The following is an 18824-nucleotide window of genomic DNA, read 5'->3' as shown; positions in this document are numbered from 1 at the left end:
CGCACACCGACCACGGGATCTGAGGTCACACGGCGACAAGTCGCTCGATCGCATTCAACGGCAACGGCAACCATGCCGGGCGGTGACGCGCCTCGTACACCGCTTCATAGACGGCCTTGTCGAGTTCGTAGGCCCGGAGCAACGCGGAGTGGGCTCGGGGGTCTTCACCGGTCACGGCGGCGTACCCGTCGCAGAATGCCGCCGAGTTGCGTTCCACCCATTCCCAGGCACGGAACTCGAGTTGCCCGGTGCGCCCCGGGGTGGCCTCGCCCAGGAGATGGTGCCCGGCATAGTCGAACGACCGGAGCATGCCTGCCACATCGCGCAACGGACTGTCGGGCAATCGGCGTTCGGCCACCGATTTGAGCGGTTCGCCTTCAAAATCGATCAGCAACCATGTCAACGGTGTTCGCAGAACCTGACCGAGATGCAGATCGCCGTGGATTCGCTGCACAGGTGTCGGGCCCGCGTCGGCGGCCTGGTCGAATACCGCCGACACCGGCTCGCGCAGGGCTGCCAGTTGAGGAATCGATTCAGCCGCGGCGCTCAATCGTGCCCGCATCTCACTGATCACCGAGCCGTTGCCATTGCGCTCGCTCACGCCGAGGCTCCGGGCCAGATCCGCATGCACGTGTGCCAGTGCCGCGCCGAGTCGCTCGGCATCGGCGGCGAAGTCGCTTCCCAGCTCAGCTGCATGCAGGTCGGCCTCGCTGAACAGATCACGCACACTGATCAGCGCCATGCTCCACCCGTCGGCGGCGTTGTCGACGAACTCCTGCGCCATGGCCAACGTCGTTGGATCACCATCGATGTCTGCTTCGATCCAGCCGCGTAGCTCGGCCACATGCTTGCACCCGACTTCACTCAGGGCGCGATGTAGTTCCACGTCAGGATTGATCCCGACCTCGAGTTGCCGGAATATCTTGAACAGCAGGGACTCACCGAATACGACCGACGTGTTGGACTGCTCGGCATTCATGACCCGACCAGGCGCCTGCGAGTCGACAACACGACCGGGCAAGGCCTCGAATCGCAAAGGCCCGATGCGCTCATCGGTGGCCAGCGCAGTGAGGAGGCGCCCGGTCAGGTCTGGATCCTGCAACCCGTCATAGGCGCTCGCCTCCTCCGGCACCGGATCAGTCACCGCCCACGTCAGCAGCGGTTCCGACAGGTGCGTGCGATATCCGAGCGGGATTTGGTATCGCAGGTCGGGGCCAGAACTGAATTCGACAGAGACCAACACGTATTCGGCCGCGTAGCCGTCGTCGGCAGCCAACGGAACCCGCATGATCACCCGCACCGCCACTATTCGGCGGTCTTTCGCCGAGAACCACCGCTGCTGTGGGAGCCATTGCGTCAATCCGGTGGCCAACTCCTGGTCATCGGGCAAGTTCACCGTCATGTTTGGACCGCCGCCTCTGCTTCGCTGCTGAGTGGATATCCCTGGGCGACACCGGCATCAGCCGGGTCCGGTTGCAACGCAAACCAATAGAAGCCGTGGCCAGGGAGCGTCACCATGTAGGACGCGGAATCGATCTTCGGAAACGGTATCGACCCTGTCAGCTCCACCGGGATCCGGCCGTCGAACATCGACAGGTCCATGATCACGGCCTGCGGGAAGCGGGACAGGTTGTTGACGCAGAGGATGACGTCGCTGGATCGACGCTCTTCGGCTGACGGCGCCAATTCCCGCAGGTAGGTGAGCACCGACGGATTGCTGTTGCCGAGTTCGGTGAAGGTCCCCAGCCCAAAGGCCGGATGTTGCTTGCGCACTTCGATCATGCGCCGTGTCCAGTGCAGCAGCGTGTTGGTCGAATACATCTGCGCTTCGACATTCAGCGCCTGGAATCCATAAGTAGGATCCATGATGACCGGCAGATACATCCTCGCCGGATCGGTCCGCGAGAAGCCGGCATTGCGATCGGGTGTCCACTGCATGGGGGTACGCACCGAGTCCCGGTCGCCGAGCCAGATGTTGTCGCCCATGCCGATCTCGTCCCCGTAGTAGAGCATCGGAGATCCCGGCAGACTCAACAACAATGCGGTGAACAGTTCCAGCTGGTTTCGGTCGTTGTCGAGCAACGGCGCGAGTCTGCGCCGAATCCCGATGTTGGCCTTCATCCGTGGGTCTTTGGCGTACTCGGCGTACATGTAGTCACGCTCTTCGTCGGTGACCATCTCCAGCGTCAACTCATCGTGATTGCGCAGGAAGATCGCCCACTGGGCCGACTTCGGAATCGGCGGTGTCTGTTCGAGGATCTCCGAGATCGGGAATCGGTTCTGCCTGCGAACCGCCATGAAAATTCGTGGCATCAGCGGGAAGTGGAACGCCATATGGCATTCGTCGCCGACTTCCGATTCGCCGAAGTACTCGACCACATCGGCCGGCCACTGATTTGCCTCGGCCAGAAGGACTCGTCCGGGGTATTCGTCATCGACAACCTTGCGGCAGCGTTTGAGGAACTGGTGCGTCTCACTGAGATTTTCGCAGTTGGTCTCGTCCCGCTCGAACAGGTACGGCACCGCGTCGAGCCGAAACCCGTCGATCCCGAGGTCGAGCCAGAACCGCAAAACATCGATCATCGCTTCGGCGACTTCGGGATTGTCGTAATTGAGGTCGGGCTGGTGGGAGAAGAAACGGTGCCAATAGTATTGCCCGCGAACCGGATCCCACGTCCAGTTGGAGATCTCGGTGTCGACGAAGATGACGCGCGCGTCCGGATATCTCGCATCGTCGTCGGCCCAGACGTAGTAGTCGCCGTACGGGCCCTCCGGATCGGAGCGTGATTCCTGGAACCACAGGTGGCTGTCGGACGTATGGTTCATCACCAGGTCGGTGATGATGCGGATCCCGCGACGGTGCGCCTGGTCGAGCAACTCGACAAAGTCGTCGACCGTTCCGAACTCGGGTAGGACGGTCCGGAAATCCCGGATGTCGTAACCGCCATCGCGCAACGGCGAATCGTAGAACGGCGGCAACCACAGGCAATCGACACCCAGCCATGCCAGATAGTCGAGCTTGTCGGTCAAACCGCGTAGATCTCCGACTCCGTCGTTGTTCGAGTCGTTGAAGGCACGAACGAGCACCTCGTAGAACACGGCCTTCTTGAACCACTCATTGTCTACACGCAGCGGCTTCGCGTGATCGAAGTCATCTGACTGCGCCTCGACCAGATGTCCGTCGGCTGTGTGCTCAGCCTCGGACAGGTCCAGTGGCGGTCGCGATGAGTCCGGCTGATTCTCCAGGGGCATACACACCTCGGTTGTCTCACTCGGCGATGTTCCGTTTCCAACCCTACGGGCTGCTGCCGGAGTTGGCCCGGTCTGCGGCCATCGCGGATCGCGTTCATCCACACAAGCGATCGTCATCCGCAGTGCGCGGGTGGAACCAATGGCTGCCGGCTACCTGCGAAAGAGCTTGTTCCCCAACCACACCAGCGGATCGTATTGGCGGTCGACGACACGTTCTTTCATAGGGATCAGCGCATTGTCAGTGATCTTGATGTGTTCGGGACACACATCGGTGCAACATTTGGTGATGTTGCACAGTCCCAAACCGTGTTCGGACTGGGCTGAATCTCGCCGCTCGGCCACATCGAGTGGATGCATGTCGAGTTCGGCGATACGCATCAGATAGCGCGGACCGGCGAAGTTCTCCTTGTTCTCCTCATGGTCGCGGACAACGTGGCAGACGTCCTGGCAGAGGAAACACTCGATGCACTTGCGGAACTCCTGCGACCGTTGCACATCGACCTGTTTCATCCGGTACTCCCCCGCCTCGAGGCCTTCGGGCGGCGTGAATGACTGGATCTCACGGGCTTTCGCGTAGTTGAACGAGACATCTGTGACCAGGTCGCGGATCACCGGAAAAGTGCGCAGCGGCGTGACCGTGATGACCTCGTCTTCGGTGAATGTCGACATCCTGGTCATACACAACAGTTTCGGACGGCCGTTGACCTCCGCCGAACACGAACCACACTTACCGGCCTTACAGTTCCAGCGCACAGCCAGGTCCGGGGTCTGGGTGGCCTGAAGCCGGTGGATGATGTCGAGCACCACCTCACCTTCGTTGGCGAGCACGGTGTAGTCCTGCAGGTCGCCGTCCGCAGTGTCACCACGCCACACCCGGAACTTCGCGTCATAGCCCATGTCAGTTCTCCTAGTTGCCGCCGGCGTCAGGGTGACCGGCGATTTCGCCGGCGGTGTAGTACTTCTCGATCTCGGGGAAATCGAAGAGTTCCAACAGCTCCGGACGCATCGGGGTCTGCTCCTCCTTGACCACCGCCACCTCCGGGACCGGCGAATCGTCACTGAGGTCGGCGGTGCAGACCAGCAGTGTGTTGCGCCAGTTCGGGTCCATCGCGGGATGATCGTCGCGGGTGTGGCCACCACGGCTTTCGGTGCGCAGGAGTGCCGCCTTGGCGACACATTCACAGACCAGCAGCATGTTTCGCAGGTCGACCGCCAGATGCCAGCCCGGATTGAACTGGCGGTGCCCTTCCACCTGCATGCCGGACAGTCGGCCCCGGATGTTGTCGAGGACCTCGATCGCCTCTTGCACCTCCGCCTCTTTCCGGATGATGCCGACGAGGTCGTTCATGGACTGCTGCAGGTCGGTGTGCAATGTGTAGGGATTCTCTGGCTTGCCCTCGGCAGGCGGATCGAAAGGCGCCAATGCAAACGCCGCCGCCCGGTCGATATCCGCGGCCGCGACCGTGGGTCGCGTCTGCAGCGATTCGATATACGACGCCGCACCGAGCCCGGCACGCCGTCCGAACACCAACAGATCGGATAAGGAATTGCCACCCAAACGATTTGAGCCGTGCATGCCGCCCGAACACTCACCGGCCGCAAACAGGCCCGGTACGCGTGCGGCCCCGGTATCCGGATCGACTTCGATCCCACCCATCACGTAGTGACAGGTCGGACCCACCTCCATGGGTTCGGCCGTGATGTCGACATCGGCGAGTTCTTTGAACTGGTGGTGCATCGACGGCAGCCGGCGGATGATCTCGTCTGCCGGCATCCGGGAAGCGATGTCGAGGTAGACGCCGCCGTGTTCGGTGCCGCGGCCTGCCTTGACCTCTTCGTTGATCGCGCGGGCGACCTCGTCACGCGGCAGCAGGTCGGGTGTCCGGCGTGCACTGTCGTTGTCGGCGAGCCACTTGTCGGCCTCTTCTTCCGTTTCGGCGTACTGCCCCTTGAACACCGGCGGGATGTAGTCGAACATGAACCGTTTGCCGTCGGCGTTCTTCAGGACGCCACCGTCGCCGCGGACTCCTTCCGTCACGAGGATGCCCTTGACGCTGGGTGGCCAGACCATGCCGGTCGGATGGAACTGGATGAACTCCATGTTGATCAGGCTGGCCCCGGCCCGCAGCGCGAGTGCATGTCCGTCGCCGGTGTACTCCCACGAATTGGACGTCACCTTGAAGGACTTACCGATACCGCCGGTCGCCAGCACCACTGCCGGAGCTTCGAACAGCACAAAGCGGCCGGATTCACGCCAGTATCCGAACGCTCCCGCAATGGCATCGCCGTCCTTGAGCAGTTCGGTGATGGTGCACTCTGCGAACACCTTGATACGCGCCTCGTAGTCGCCGGTGGCCGCGTAGTCCTCTTGTTGCAGCGAGACGATCTTCTGTTGCATCGTCCGGATCAGTTCGAGGCCGGTCCGGTCGCCGACGTGCGCCAGTCTCGGATAGGTGTGACCACCGAAGTTGCGCTGGGCAATTCGGCCATCAGCGGTCCTATCGAACAGCGCGCCATAGGTTTCCAGCTCCCAGACCCGATCCGGCGCCTCTCTGGCGTGCAGTTCCGCCATGCGCCAGTTGTTCAGGAACTTGCCGCCGCGCATGGTGTCTTTGAAGTGGGTCTGCCAGTTGTCCTTCGAGTTGGCGTTGCCCATCGATGCGGCACAACCACCTTCGGCCATGACGGTGTGGGCCTTGCCGAACAACGACTTGCACACCACCGCGACGGAGTAACCCTTCTCCCGGGCCTCGATGACTGCCCGCAGGCCGGCACCACCGGCCCCGATCACAACAACGTCGTATTGGTGGCGTTCGGTTTCGGTCATCTAGCAATGGCTCCCAGCGTGAAATCGATTGCGCAACAGTCGTTGCGCACACGGCAACGGATCAGTTCACAAAGCGCAGGTCGGAGATGGTGTCACTGGCCACGAGCATGATGTAGAAATCGGTGAGCACGAGCGTGCCGAGCGTGATCCAGGCGTACTGCATGTGGCGGGTGTTGAGCTTCGACACCTGGGTCCAGATCCAGTATCGGATCGGATGTGCCGAGAAGTGCTTGAGACGCCCGCCGGTGACGTGCCGACACGAATGACACGACACCGTGTACGTCCACAGCAGGATCACGTTGCCCACCAGGATGATGTTGCCCAGACCGAAGCCGAAACCACCACCCTTGCCGTGGAACGCGGTGACCGCGTCGTAGGTGTTGATCACCGAAACGATCAGTGCCACATAGAAAAAGTAGCGATGGGCGTTCTGGACGATCAGCGGAAAGCGGGTCTCCCCGGTGTACCGACCGTGCGGCTCCGCCACCGCACACGCCGGTGGAGAGGCCCAGAACGACCGGTAGTAGGCCTTGCGGTAGTAGTAACAGGTCACCCGGAAGCCGAGCAGAAACGGCAGGACCACAAAACCGAGTGGAATCCACATCGGGAGTTCCGGAAACGGGGTTCCGAAATGACTTGATCCCGGGACACACGATTCGCTCAGACATGGCGAATAGAACGGTGAGAGGTAGTGGTAGTCCGCGACCCAGTAGGCGCTGCGGACAAATGAACGCACGGTCGCGTAGATGATGAACGCCGATAGACCGATCACGGTCAGCAGTGGCGACAGCCACCATCGATCCACTCGAAGAGTTCGCGCCAGGATGCGCGCCCGTCCGGGAGAAAGAATCCCGGTTGCTTCCCGCTCAGTCGCGGGGGCGCTCACTTCGTTCGCTCACGCGAGTGGAAGCCCAGCCCTTCGTCTTGCGCTCCGAGCCACGCGGACTCGTCTGATTTGCTGTCCGGCACGTAGACCACGTCGTCCTTGCCCACCGGTGATCTACGCACCGGCGGTGGAGACTGTTCGAAGTCGTGCAGGTCGATCTCGAGGCGGTCGAGATCATTGGTCATCCGGCGGACTGCATCAACATCCCCGTAGTGCAGTTTCAGTGTGACGATGTGATGCCGCAGCGCGCCGATGCTGCGATGGAGTTCGTTCATTTCGGCGGTTGCCATGGCATTCCCTCCAAGACCCTTGTGATACGCACCACAGTACTGGCAGGACCGATTCAGTCAACGGTTTTGACCGAACGTGTCGGACATCGAATCCGCCTTGGCTCGCAGAACTTCGCTCTCCCTTCGGTTTCCGGCCATCCCTGCCGCCTTCCTCAACTCCCCCTCAGCTTCGGAGTACCGTTCCAAACGCGACAAGAGTTCACCGCGGACCGCGGGCAGTAAATGCGACCGGGCCAGAGCACCGTCCGCCACCAGATCGTCGATGATCTCCAGCGCCGGACCGGGCCCGGATGCCATCGATACCGCAACCGCCCGATTGAGGTCCACCACCGGCGACGGCGCCAACCTCCCCAGCGCCTCGTACAGAATCACGATGCGGTGCCAGTCGGTGTCCTGCGCGGTCGCCGCGGTGGCATGACATTGCGCCAGCGCAGCCTGCAGGCCGTAGGGTCCGCGGCCACGTCCGCAGGCGTCGGCACGCGCGAGTGCCGCAGTGCCGCGGCCTATCTGGGCTCGATCCCACGTATTGCGGTCCTGGTCCGACAGCAGGATCGGCGTCCCGTCGGCGGCGATGCGCGCACCGAATCGTGAGGCCTGGAACTCCATCAGGGCCACCAGCGAATGCACCTCCGGTTCGCCGGGTACCAGTTCCGCCAGGATGCGGCCGAGTCGCAGCGCTTCCGTGCAGAGCTCGCTGCGGATCCAGCGATCACCGGAGGAGGCCGAATAGCCCTCGTTGAACACGAGGTAGATCACGCTGAGCACCGCGGACAGTCGCTTCGGATAGTCCTCGCGGGGCGGCACCTCGAACGGCACGTTCGCGGCCTTGAGCGTTTTCTTCGCGCGCACGATGCGCTGCTGGATCGTGGCGGTCGAGGTCAGGAACGCCTGAGCGATCTCGGTCGGGGTGAGACCACCGACGACGCGCAGCGTGAGCGCGATCTGGCCTTCCCTGGCCAGGACCGGGTGGGACGAGACGAATATCAACCGCAAGACGTCATCGTCGATGTTGTCCGGATCCCAGCCGAGTTCGGTGTCGGGTCGGGTGTCCAAGTCGCGGGCGATCGCGACATATTTCGCGTCCAACCGCTCTTGGCGCCGCCAGCCGTCGACGGCACGGCGTTTCGCGACGGTCGTGAGCCAGGCGCCCGGATTGCGCGGGACACCTGACTCCGGCCACTTCGATAGCGCTTCTACCAGTGCTTCTTGCGCCAGGTCTTCTGCCAGACCGACGTCACCGACCATGCGGCTGAGGGTCGCGACGATCTTCGCGGCCTCCATCCGCCACACCGCATCAACGGTGCGGCCGATCGCGTCGGGATGGCTCACCGGCGGCTCAGCTCGACTTCTGATCCAGTTCTTCGCGCCATTGCTCTTCCTTCTGGATCCATTCGTTGTCCGCCGGGAAGTCCTCGGGTCCGTGGACGCGCCGCACCTCGAGCTTGCTGCCCTTACCCAGCGGGCACTGTGCGGCCCACTGTGCGGCCTCTTCCTTGCTGGAGACCTCGATGATCCAGAAACCGCTGAACAGCTCCTTTGCCTCGGCGTATGGTCCGTCGGTCACCACGGGCGGATCGGAGTTGAAGTCGACAACAATGCCTTCGGATGCGTCCGCGAGGCCTTCGCCGGACAGCAGCACACCGGCCTTGACCAGCTTCTCGTTGTACGCGCCCATCGCCGCGATGATCTCCTCGAAGGGGACCTCTTTGCTCGCGTCGATCGCTTCCTGCGTGTCGCGCATGATCATCATGTATCGCATTGTCTTCTCCTCATTCAGTGGATGTTCTGAGGTTCGTTGCCCTCACCCATGCGTCGAACAAGCATCGACCCGATCGACACACTCACCGAAAGACTTTTTGACTCAGTGCGCGGCCTCGTCCCATGAGCGGCCATAACCGATCGACACATCCAACGGCACGGACAACTCGATCGCGCCACCCATCTTCGCCCGGACCAGTTCTTCGAGCTTGTCCTGCTCACCGGCCGCAACCTCGAAGACGAGTTCGTCGTGGACCTGCAGGAGCATCCGCGAGGTGAGGTTCTGCTCGGCGAGCGCCTTCTGCACATCGATCATCGCGACCTTGATGATGTCGGCAGCGGTGCCCTGGATTGGTGCGTTCAGCGCAGCGCGCTCGGCCACGTCGCGGCGTTGCCGGTTGTCGCTGTTGAGGTCGGGCAGGTACCGCCGCCGGCCGAACAGGGTGGACGTGTACTCGTTGCGGCGGGCCTCTTCGACGGTCTCGTGCAGGTAGTCCCGCACGCCACCGAAGCGCGTGAAGTACGCCTCCATCTGGTCTTTGGCCTCGCCGGTGCTGATCTTGAGCTGTTGCGACAGACCGAACGCACTCAGTCCGTATGCCAGGCCGTAACTCATCGCCTTGACCCGCCGCCGCATGTCGGGGGTGACCTCCTCGATCGGCACACCGAACGCCCGGGACCCGACAAAGCTGTGCAGGTCCTCCCCGGTGTTGAAGGCCTCGATCAGGCCCTCGTCACCGGACAGGTGCGCCATGATCCGCATCTCGATCTGGCTGTAGTCGGCAGTCATCAGACTCTCGTAACCGTTGCCCACCACAAAGCCCTGGCGGATCTGACGGCCGGCGTCGGTGCGCACCGGGATGTTCTGCAGGTTCGGATCGGTCGACGACAACCGACCCGTCGCGGCCACGGTTTGATTGAAGGTGGTGTGGATCCGTCCGTCATCGGCGACCGTCTTGAGCAGTCCGTCGACGGTGACCTTGAGCCTGGTGGCGTCGCGATGAGCCAACAGGTGCTCGAGGAACGGGTGGCCCGTCTTCTCGAACAGCCCGGCCAGTGCGTCGGCGTCCGTGGTGTAACCGGTTTTGGTCTTCTTGGTCTTGGGCATCTCCAGCTCGTCGAACAGCACCACCTGTAGCTGCTTCGGCGATCCCAGGTTGATCTGCTTACCGATCACCTCATAGGCCAGATCGGCCGATTGCCGCACGCGCGCAGCAAAACCCGACTCCAGCTCTTCCAGGTGCGCGGTGTCGATGGCGATGCCGGCAGCCTCGAGTTCGGCCAGCACGAACAGCAGCGGCAGCTCCATGTCGGTGAGCAACGACGCCGAGTCGATCTTCGCCAGTTCTTCGTCGAACCGGTCGGCCAGCTCTGCGACCGCCTGCGCCTGCAGCATCGCTTGATCGGCAGCCGCCTGCGCACCGGAGTCCTCGTCGAGCAAAGACATCTGACCGTTGTCGGCCACGGCCTCGGCGACGAGTTCGCGCTTCAGATAACGCAGCGCGAGGTCGTCGAGGTTGAACGAGCGTTGTCCCGGACGCACCAGATAAGCGGCCAGCGAAGTGTCACTGGTGACACCACCGAGCTGCCATCCACGGCCGCGCAGTGCATGAAACGCCCACTTCGCCTCGTGAATTGCCTTGGGTACGTTGGCATCTGCCAGCCACTCGGCGACAATCTTCTCGTCGTCGGGTCCGATCTCTGCGGGGTCGAAGTAGGCCGATTCACCGTCCGCGGCGGCAATCGCGATACCGGTGACATCCGACCCGAACACCTGACGGGGCCCGAGCACCGTCAACCCGGTGCGCGCGCCACCGGGAGCAGCGTGCGCGGCAAGCCAGGCAGCGACCTCGCCGGCACCCAACAGGCTGCCGCGCAGGTCGAAGCCGGACTCGGCCTCCGGCTCCGCAGAAGACAGTGTGGTGAAAAGGCGATCACGCAAGACGCGGAACTCGAGGTCGTCGAAGAGCTGATGGATCTTGTCGCGATCCCACGGCGCCAGCATCAGGTCGTCCGGCCCGATGGGCAGGTCCATGTCGCGAACCAGCTCTGTCAGTTGCCGGTTCATCTGGACATTGGCCAGGTGCGTCCGAAACGATTCGCCGACTTTGCCTTTGATCTTGTCCGCGTTGTCGACCAGCGCCGACAGTGAGCCGTATTCACGGATCCATTTGGTGGCCGTCTTCTCCCCGACACCGGGAATTCCGGGCAGGTTGTCGGACGGATCGCCGCGCAGTGCCGCGAAGTCCGGGTACTGGGCGGGGGTGAGTCCGTACTTGGTCTCCACCTCTCCCGGCGTGAAACGCGTCAGCTCGGACACACCCCGCTTGGGGTAGAGCACGGTGACGTTGTCGCTGACGAGCTGGAGCGCGTCGCGGTCTCCGGTGACCACCAGCACGCGGTACCCGAGAGCCTCGGCCCGCGTGGTCAGGGTGGCGATGATGTCGTCGGCTTCGTAGCCCTCCTGGGCGAAGACCGGAATCCCCATGGCGCCCAAGACATCTTTGGTCAGATCGACCTGGCCACGGAACTCGTCGGGCGCGGCACTGCGCTGCGCCTTGTATGCGGGGAACACCTCGGCACGGAATGTCTGCCGGGACACATCGAACGCGGCCGCGATATGCGACGGCGCCTCATCGCGCAACAGGTTGATGAGCATCGAGGTGAATCCGTACACCGCGTTGGTGGTCTGACCCGACGCTGTTTTGAAGTTCTCTGCCGGTAACGCGAAGAAAGCGCGGAACGCCAGTGAATGACCGTCGAGCAACATCAAGGTCGGGCGATCACCCGATTCGGTTGCGGACTTCGCCGTTGCACGGCCGGGCTGACTGATCTGGGCAGGACTCACGGGTCCAAGTGTATGGAGCGGCCCCGACACGCCTTGCCATACGGGCCAGAAACTCATGAATTTGCACTGTTTTTCGAGGTCACGAACTCAGTTACTCAACGGTAACCGCGAGGAAACTTCTAAAGCCTGCCGAGTGCGATCGCTGGCTATAGAGTCCGCAAAGATGACTTTCCGCCGCCCGGCCAACGGCCGGGTGCCGACCATTTTCGGGAGGACACACGCGTGATGCCCCATCCTGCTCAACGGGTAAGGGTCTTTGGAGCCAGATGGGGTGCAGGAGCTTTGCTTGCCCTGCTGATCTCACTCATGTTCGCCGGGCTGATGGGCTCCGGCCTGGCCTCGGCTGCTCCAGAGGCCCCCGCCGACGACGACACCGTGCGAGTGTTCGGAACCCTGCGCAACGGCTCTGAACCCGTTGCCGGTGTCCAAGTCGATGCGAAGGACCAGGCCGGCGCGACGGTCGAGTCCACCATCTCCGCCGCAACCGGTGTGTGGGAGGTGTTCGTGCCGCCGGGCAATTACACCGTCGTCATCGAGAAGACGACGATCCCGAGCGGGGTCGAGGTCCAGCGGGACACCGTGCCGGTCACGGTCACCCCGGGCTCGCCGCGACCGGTGATCTTCCTGTTCGGTGAGAAGCGGACGAGCACCGAGATCTCCGCGGCCGAGGAACTCACCCGACTCACCATCGACGGTCTGCGATTCGGTCTGATCATCGCCATCTGTGGCGTGGGGTTGAGCTTGATCTTCGGCACCACCGGCCTGACCAACTTCGCCCATGGCGAACTCGTCACCCTCGGCGCGGTGGTGGCCTGGTTCTTCAACGTGAAGTTGCACATCCAGCTCATCCCGGCGACCATCCTCGCGATCATCGTCGGCATCGGGATCGGCATGCTGAACGAGCTGGCCATCTGGAGACCACTGCGTCGACGGCGCTCGGGTTTGATCGCGATGCTGGTGGTCTCCATCGGTCTGGCATTGATCATGCGATACCTCATCCTGATCTTCTTCTCCGACCGCGCCGAACCTCTCGACGACTATCAGGTCCAGAAACAGATCGGGTCGGGCGCTTTCGCGATCACCCCGGTCAACCTGTGGTGCATCATCATCAGCCTGGTTGTCCTCCTGCTGGTGGCGGTCATGCTGCAGAAGACCCGGATCGGCAAGGCAATGCGAGCCGTCGCGGACAACAAGGATCTGGCCGCGTCCTCGGGTATCAACGTCGACCGCGTGATCCTGTTCGTGTGGTCGTTGGCCGGCGCCCTGGCCACGCTCGGTGGTGTCCTGTTCGCGATGTCCGAACTCGGTGGACGTGTCCAATGGGAGATGGGATTCAAGCTGTTGCTGCTCATGTTTGCGGGCATCACCCTCGGTGGCCTCGGCACGGCCTACGGCGCGCTCCTGGGCTGTGTGATCGTCGGTCTGCTGGTGCAGCTCTCGACGTACTGGATCGACCCCGACCTCAAATACATCGGAGGCCTTTTGGTCCTCATCGTCATTCTCACCATCAGACCCCAGGGCATTCTCGGGTCCAAAGCGAGGATCGGCTGAGACATGGATATCATTTCGGCACTTCAGATCTCGGTTGCCCAATTGGTCGGCCCGTCGGCGATTTTCTACGCGCTCCTGGCCATCGGCCTCAACCTGCACTTCGGTTATGCCGGACTGCTCAACTTCGGTCAGATCGGCTTTGCCCTGCTCGGCGCCTACGGCGTCGGCATCATGGCCGAGAACTACGACCAGCCCCTGTGGATCGGTGCGCTCGTGGGCATCATCGCCTCCGGCGTCCTGGCCCTGGTCCTCGGCTTCCCCACCCTGCGCCTGCGGGCGGACTATCTGGCGATCGTCACCATCGCGGCATCGGAGATCTTGCGATTGATCTTCCGCTCCACCGCGTCCAATGACCTGACCCACTCCACCAACGGCATCTTCGGCTATGCCGGGGGGTTCTTCGAGTACAGCCCGTTCGAGAACGGCAAGCAGTACTCGTTCTTCGGGGTGAAGTTCCAGGGCACCGACCTGTGGGCGATGGTGGTCGGCTGGTCAATCGTGTTGCTGCTCTGCCTGCTGGTGTGGCTTCTGGTCCGCAGTCCGTGGGGCCGCGTGCTCAAAGCGGTTCGCGAGGACGAGGACGCCGCACGTTCGCTCGGCAAGAACGCCTACCTTTACAAGATGCAGGCACTCATCCTCGGTGGCTGCATCGGCGGCATCGCCGGCGTCTACAACGCGATACAGACGCAATCGATCAACCCGGACTTCTACTCCACCGCGCAGACGTTCTTCGCCTACGGCGCCCTCATACTCGGCGGTGCCGCAACGGTATTCGGCCCGGTGGTCGGTGCGATGCTGTTCTGGTTCCTGCTCGCGATCCCCGATGCCCTGCTCCGGCAGGTCACCACCGGCCCTGACGCCTGGTTCGATCTGACCCAGCAGCAGGTCGGTGCCATCCGCTACGTCTTGTTGGGATTGGCCATAGCGCTGATGATGGTCTTCAGACCGCAAGGAATCCTGGGTAACAAGCGGGAGGTGCAACTCGATGCCTGATGGACGCCATCTGAAATCCGACCCGCCCGGCGATGAGCCGACAGGCGAGGCGACCACCCTGACAGCGGACGCCGCTCCGGCCACGCTCGCCGAACTCAAGACGTTCTCGGCAGCCGAACGCGCGGCGATCTTCGAGTCGGTTTCACCTGAGCCGGGCTCAGCCAAACCCGATCCGATCATCACGGTCGACGGGATCACCCGCACGTTCGGTGGTCTCAAGGCCGTGGACGTCGAACATCTGGAGATCCAACGCGGGTGCATCACCGGCCTGATCGGCCCCAACGGTGCCGGTAAGACCACGTTCTTCAACCTGATCACCGGATTCGACAAACCCGATACGGGCACGTGGGCACTCAACGGTCGGGAAATGGGAACGGTTGTGCCGCACCGGGTTGCCCGCAACGGCATGGTCCGCACCTTCCAGCTGACCAAGGCGCTGTCGAAGTTGTCGGTGCTCGACAACGTCCGGCTCGGTGCCCGCCATCAAAAAGGTGAGCACATGTTCGCCGCGCTGGCACCGTGGTTGTGGCGTAAGCAGGAAGCCGAAACCACCGAGCGTGCATACGAATTGCTCAAACGGTTCAAACTGGATACGAAGGCCGACGACTACGCTGGCTCATTGTCCGGTGGCCAGCGCAAGCTGCTGGAGATGGCCCGTGCGCTGATGACCAACCCTGAAGTGATCATGCTCGACGAGCCGATGGCCGGCGTCAATCCGGCTCTCACCCAGAGCCTGCTGGAACACATCAAGTCACTGCGCGACGAGGGCATGAGTGTGGTCTTCGTCGAACACGACATGGACGTCATCCGCAACATCAGCGACTGGGTGGTGGTGATGGCGCAGGGCAAGGTCATCGCGGAGTCACTCCCCGGTCGACTCGGCGACAATTCGGCGGTGGTGGACGCCTACCTCGGCGGCCATCACGATCAGGCCCTGGAGTTCGACGACGAGGGCAACCCCGTCGGCGAGACCGCGGTTCTGGCCGAAGAGGTGCAGGCGGCGATCGAGGAAACCTTGCAGGCCGGCGGCGATCTTTCCGAACCGGTCATCGCCGAACCCGAGAAGAAGTCCGATGACTCGGACCGAAAGGACACACCATGAGCGGGCCGGACATGTCGAAATCCGGTGGGACACCGCCGGATCGCGCGCTGACCCAGGCCGAGCTCGCCGCGACCCCCGAGGTACATCGCAAGGACGCGGAGAACGCATTGCTCCGGGCCGACGACATCACCGCGGGCTATCTGCCGGGCATCAACATCCTGGAAGGCTGCAACTTCTATCTCGACGACGGTGAGATCGTCGGCATTATCGGCCCCAACGGTGCGGGCAAATCCACCCTCCTCAAGTCGCTGTTCGGTCTCATTCCGGTGCGGGTCGGCTCGGTGACCCTGCGCGGCGACGACATCACGTCCGCCAAAGCGCATGTGCTGGTGACCAAGGGCGTCGGCTACGTACCGCAAACTTTGAACGTGTTCTCGGCGCTGACCATCGAAGAGAACCTCGAGATGGGAATCTATCTGCGTCCCAAGAAGTTCAACGAGCGGTTCGACTTCGTCTCGGAGTTGTTCCCACTACTCGCCGAACGGCGCAAGGTGAAGGCCGGCGCGTTGTCCGGTGGCGAACGTCAGATGGTGGCCATGGGCCGTGCACTGATGATGGAGCCGTCGGTGCTGCTGCTGGACGAACCGTCGGCGGGGTTGTCGCCGATGTTCCAGGACGAGGTGTTCATCCGGATCAAGAAGATCAACGCCACCGGGGTGTCGGTGGTTCTGGTGGAACAGAATGCCCGTCGCTGCCTGCAGATCTGCGACCGCGGATACGTGCTCGATCAGGGCCGCAACGCCTACACCGATACGGGCACCAACCTCGCCAACGATCCGAAGATCATCGAGCTGTACCTGGGAACACTGGCAGGCAGCTCCGAGAAGAAGTAGTTCTCCCAAGAACGACAAAGAAAGGGGCCCAGGTCTTTCGACCTGGGCCCCTTTCCTATTGGGTTGTGTGACTGTCGCTACTGGCGATCAGTCGTCGGAGACGACCTTGAAGTCGGCAACCGGAGTGATCAGCTTGTTGTCGGCGTCGAACTCGAGAACACCGTACGAACCGATCGACGGTTCACCGGCGGTCACGAATGCCAATTCTCCTGTGACACCGTCATAGTCGATGTCGGTACCGGCCTGGACCAGCGCCAGGCACTGTTCGTAGGTCGTGCACTTGGTGCCGTCCTTGGTCACGTTGTTGATCTCCGAAGCGATCGACTGACCGTTGGTCGACTTCGCGATCTCTGCCGCCAGGGCCGAGATCACCACTGCGTCATAGCTTTCACCGGCGTAGTTGAAGTCGATCAGACCGGGATCGACGGCCAGGAGTCGGCCTTCGAAGTCCGGGCCGACCTCGGTCAGCGGTGTGGTGCCCTTCATCCCCGCGAGGATGCCGGCGCCTACCGACTCACCCAGCGCGTTGCCCATGTTGCCGTCGACACCGAAGACCAGCTTGTCCTTCGGTCCGATTCCAACCTCGTTCATACGGGTGAGGATCTTGGCGCTCTCCTCGAATCCGATGACGGCGATGCCGTCGGGATTGAAGTTCTTCACCTGGTCGACCTCAGCGTTGAACGACTGGGCGTTCGGGTCGTAAATGATCTTCTGGATCTGGTCGGACGGAATGCCGGCAGCTTCCAGGTCAGCGACAGTGTTGGAGGCGAGGCCGGTTCCGTACGGGTCGTTCATCGCCAGGATCGAGACGCGCTGCACGCCACCTTCGGCGATGACCTGGGACAGGGCCTGGGCCTGCAGTGTGTCGGCCGGGGCCGTACGGAAGTACATGCCCTTGTCGGCGTAGCAGGTGAACTCGTCCGATGTGTTGGCCGGCGAGAACAAGACGGCGCCTGCGCTGGCGACCTTGTCAATAACCTTCAGCGACACCGACGATGACGCCGCACCGACGATCACCTGGGTGCCTGCCGCGAGCTGACGGTCGACGGTGGCGCTTGCGGTGTCGGTGGTGGTGTCACCGGAGTCGCCGTTGACCTCTTCGACGGGCTTGTCGAGGACGCCGCCTGCAGCGTTGACGTCTTGGATGGCAAGTGCGACGCCCGCGAACTCAGGCGGTCCCAGGAATGCCAGGGAGCCGGTCGCAGGAAGCAGTGTGCCGATCTTCAAGGGGGCTGTGCTCACCGGTCCAGGCGAGGCCTGGGGGACGTTGTCGCCACAATCAGTGGTTGTGGTGGTCTCCGATCCGCTCGACGACGCCGCATCTGACGAGTCATCATCGCTACTACATCCGGCCAACGCCATGGCTGTTACAGCCAGCGCCACCGTTCCCCTCAAGAGATATCTATGAGCCATCAATATTCTCCTCGCGGTGCATCCACAAAGCGCGGCGCGCCATTGACGACGCATACGACCGACGCTTGCTGGGGTAAAGCTAGCGCCAACGTGTTGCCCGCGAGTAACGTTCGTGAAACTACAGCCTCTGGGAGCGCGCCGTGATCATTTCGAGACCTCGGCCAGTTTGCTTTGGCTTCAGCCACGCGAAAGACGTTCTCTACGAGATCAGCTCGGCTTGGTCCCCAGCGTTTCGATGACCACTTCGGCAACCGCCTTCATGGTTGTCCGGCGATCCATTGCCGCGCGCTGAATCCATTTGAAGGCTTCGGGCTCGCTGAAGGCGTGCGACTGCATCAAGATGCCCTTCGCCTTCTCCACCAGCTTGCGGATCTCGAGCCGCTCGGTCAGATCAGCGACGTCGCGCTCCAGGACATGGAGCTCGTTGTAGCGGCTGACCGCCACCTCGATCGTCGGCACCAGGTCAGCTTTCGTGAACGGCTTGACCAGGTATGCCATCGCCCCGGCATCGCGCGCCTTCTCGACGAACTCACGCTGACTGAACGCCGTCAGCATCACTACCGCCGCCAACCGCTTGCTGGCGATCTCCGCGGCGGCGTCGATGCCGTCGCGCACGGGCATCTTCACATCCATGATCACCAGATCCGGACGGAGCTCCTCGGTGAGGTCGACGGCCACCTGACCGTTCGGGGCCTCCCCCACGACGTCGTAACCCTCTTCCCGGAGCATCTCGATCAGATCCATCCGGATCAGAGAGTCATCTTCGGCAACCAGAACCCGGCACGTCGAGGTAACCGGCTCCCCGCCCTTGGCTGCAATCGCGTCCGTTGTCGCCATCAGTCCACCTCCACATTGAAAAATTGCCTGGTCACCACGCGCGGACCAGCAGCAATACACGCTACTTCCCCCACCACGATGTGACGCAACAGTACCGGTTTGGTTGGCGTGAGGCCTGTCCTCTAAAGTGACTTCTGCGACGAGCCCCCGTAGCCCAATTGGCAGAGGCAACGGATTCAAAACCCGTCCAGTGTCAGTTCGAGTCTGACCGGGGGCACCATATTCGCGCAGGTC

16 protein-coding genes and 1 tRNA gene are annotated in these 18824 nt (G+C 62.5%); 6 read left to right on the top strand and 11 right to left on the bottom strand.

The genetic code is table 11. The features are described 5' to 3' along the window. Nucleotides 1-25: 25 nt before the first annotated feature. The 9 genes from AC1TQG_RS26460 to polA all read right to left on the bottom strand — a co-directional run bounded on the left by AC1TQG_RS26460 (nt 26) and on the right by polA (nt 11861). Complete coding sequence (locus AC1TQG_RS26460; RefSeq protein ID WP_482141885.1) at nt 26-1402, bottom strand: maltokinase N-terminal cap-like domain-containing protein; 1377 nt, start codon at nt 1400-1402, stop codon at nt 26-28. Next, nucleotides 1399-3252 carry a maltose alpha-D-glucosyltransferase gene (gene treS, locus AC1TQG_RS26455; RefSeq protein ID WP_482141884.1) on the bottom strand — a complete coding sequence of 618 codons (1854 nt, stop codon included), beginning with the start codon at nt 3250-3252 and terminating at the stop codon, nt 1399-1401. Before treS ends, AC1TQG_RS26460 begins: the two co-directional genes overlap by 4 nt. A 150-nt stretch (nt 3253-3402) precedes the next feature. Then, nucleotides 3403-4149 (bottom strand): succinate dehydrogenase/fumarate reductase iron-sulfur subunit, encoded by a 747-nt coding sequence (locus AC1TQG_RS26450; RefSeq protein WP_482141883.1) that lies wholly within the window; start codon nt 4147-4149, stop codon nt 3403-3405. A 10-nt stretch (nt 4150-4159) separates the two neighbouring features. Further along, on the bottom strand, nt 4160-6079 hold the full coding sequence (locus tag AC1TQG_RS26445) for a fumarate reductase/succinate dehydrogenase flavoprotein subunit (protein WP_482141882.1): 1920 nt from the start codon (nt 6077-6079) through the stop codon (nt 4160-4162). A gap of 61 nt (nt 6080-6140) precedes the next feature. Then, entirely contained in the window at nt 6141-6965 is an 825-nt protein-coding gene (locus AC1TQG_RS26440) for a hypothetical protein (protein ID WP_482141881.1), read from the bottom strand. Beyond that, a complete protein-coding gene (locus AC1TQG_RS26435; protein ID WP_482141880.1) occupies nt 6962-7255 on the bottom strand; it encodes a hypothetical protein in 294 nt (97 codons plus the stop codon). The genes AC1TQG_RS26440 and AC1TQG_RS26435 overlap by 4 nt, the downstream gene beginning before the upstream one ends. 57 nt (nt 7256-7312) lie before the next feature. Further along, nucleotides 7313-8536: an RNA polymerase sigma factor gene (locus tag AC1TQG_RS26430; protein WP_482141943.1), complete on the bottom strand. Its 1224-nt coding sequence runs from the start codon at nt 8534-8536 to the stop codon at nt 7313-7315. Between the two features lie 55 nt (nt 8537-8591). Next, nucleotides 8592-9014: a YciI family protein gene (locus tag AC1TQG_RS26425; RefSeq protein WP_482141879.1), complete on the bottom strand. Its 423-nt coding sequence runs from the start codon at nt 9012-9014 to the stop codon at nt 8592-8594. A 102-nt stretch (nt 9015-9116) separates the two neighbouring features. After that, nucleotides 9117-11861 (bottom strand): DNA polymerase I, encoded by a 2745-nt coding sequence (gene polA / locus AC1TQG_RS26420; protein ID WP_482141878.1) that lies wholly within the window; start codon nt 11859-11861, stop codon nt 9117-9119. A gap of 306 nt (nt 11862-12167) precedes the next feature. Here polA and AC1TQG_RS26415 point away from each other — a divergent pair, with 306 nt between their 5' ends. Genes AC1TQG_RS26415 through AC1TQG_RS26400 form a run of 4 tightly spaced genes read left to right on the top strand, consistent with a single transcriptional unit; the run spans nt 12168 to nt 16340 of the window. Beyond that, nucleotides 12168-13412 (top strand): branched-chain amino acid ABC transporter permease, encoded by a 1245-nt coding sequence (locus AC1TQG_RS26415; protein ID WP_482141942.1) that lies wholly within the window; start codon nt 12168-12170, stop codon nt 13410-13412. A gap of 3 nt (nt 13413-13415) precedes the next feature. After that, entirely contained in the window at nt 13416-14405 is a 990-nt protein-coding gene (locus AC1TQG_RS26410) for a branched-chain amino acid ABC transporter permease (RefSeq protein WP_482141877.1), read from the top strand. Further along, on the top strand, nt 14398-15507 hold the full coding sequence (locus AC1TQG_RS26405) for an ABC transporter ATP-binding protein (protein WP_482141876.1): 1110 nt from the start codon (nt 14398-14400) through the stop codon (nt 15505-15507). Before AC1TQG_RS26410 ends, AC1TQG_RS26405 begins: the two co-directional genes overlap by 8 nt. Continuing rightward, on the top strand, nt 15504-16340 hold the full coding sequence (locus AC1TQG_RS26400) for an ABC transporter ATP-binding protein (RefSeq protein WP_482141875.1): 837 nt from the start codon (nt 15504-15506) through the stop codon (nt 16338-16340). The genes AC1TQG_RS26405 and AC1TQG_RS26400 overlap by 4 nt, the downstream gene beginning before the upstream one ends. A gap of 87 nt (nt 16341-16427) precedes the next feature. On the opposite strand, the gene AC1TQG_RS26395 is transcribed toward AC1TQG_RS26400, so the two are convergent. Then, on the bottom strand, nt 16428-17582 hold the full coding sequence (locus AC1TQG_RS26395) for an ABC transporter substrate-binding protein (RefSeq protein ID WP_482141874.1): 1155 nt from the start codon (nt 17580-17582) through the stop codon (nt 16428-16430). Between AC1TQG_RS26395 and AC1TQG_RS26390 the strand changes: the two genes are divergently transcribed. Next, the gene (locus AC1TQG_RS26390; protein ID WP_482141873.1) at nt 17554-17748 is read left to right on the top strand and encodes a hypothetical protein; all 195 of its coding nucleotides are present in this window, start codon (nt 17554-17556) and stop codon (nt 17746-17748) included. The two genes, AC1TQG_RS26395 and AC1TQG_RS26390, sit on opposite strands and share 29 nt — an antisense overlap. A 212-nt stretch (nt 17749-17960) precedes the next feature. On the opposite strand, the gene AC1TQG_RS26385 is transcribed toward AC1TQG_RS26390, so the two are convergent. Further along, nucleotides 17961-18590 (bottom strand): ANTAR domain-containing response regulator, encoded by a 630-nt coding sequence (locus AC1TQG_RS26385; protein WP_482141872.1) that lies wholly within the window; start codon nt 18588-18590, stop codon nt 17961-17963. 143 nt (nt 18591-18733) lie between these two features. On the opposite strand from AC1TQG_RS26385, the gene AC1TQG_RS26380 reads away from it, so the two are divergent. Continuing rightward, nucleotides 18734-18810 (top strand) — tRNA-Leu (locus AC1TQG_RS26380). The last annotated feature ends 14 nt before the right edge of the window (nt 18811-18824 follow it).

Source organism: Williamsia sp. Y844, from assembly GCF_056786475.1.
This window is presented reverse-complemented; position numbering and strand designations above follow the sequence as displayed.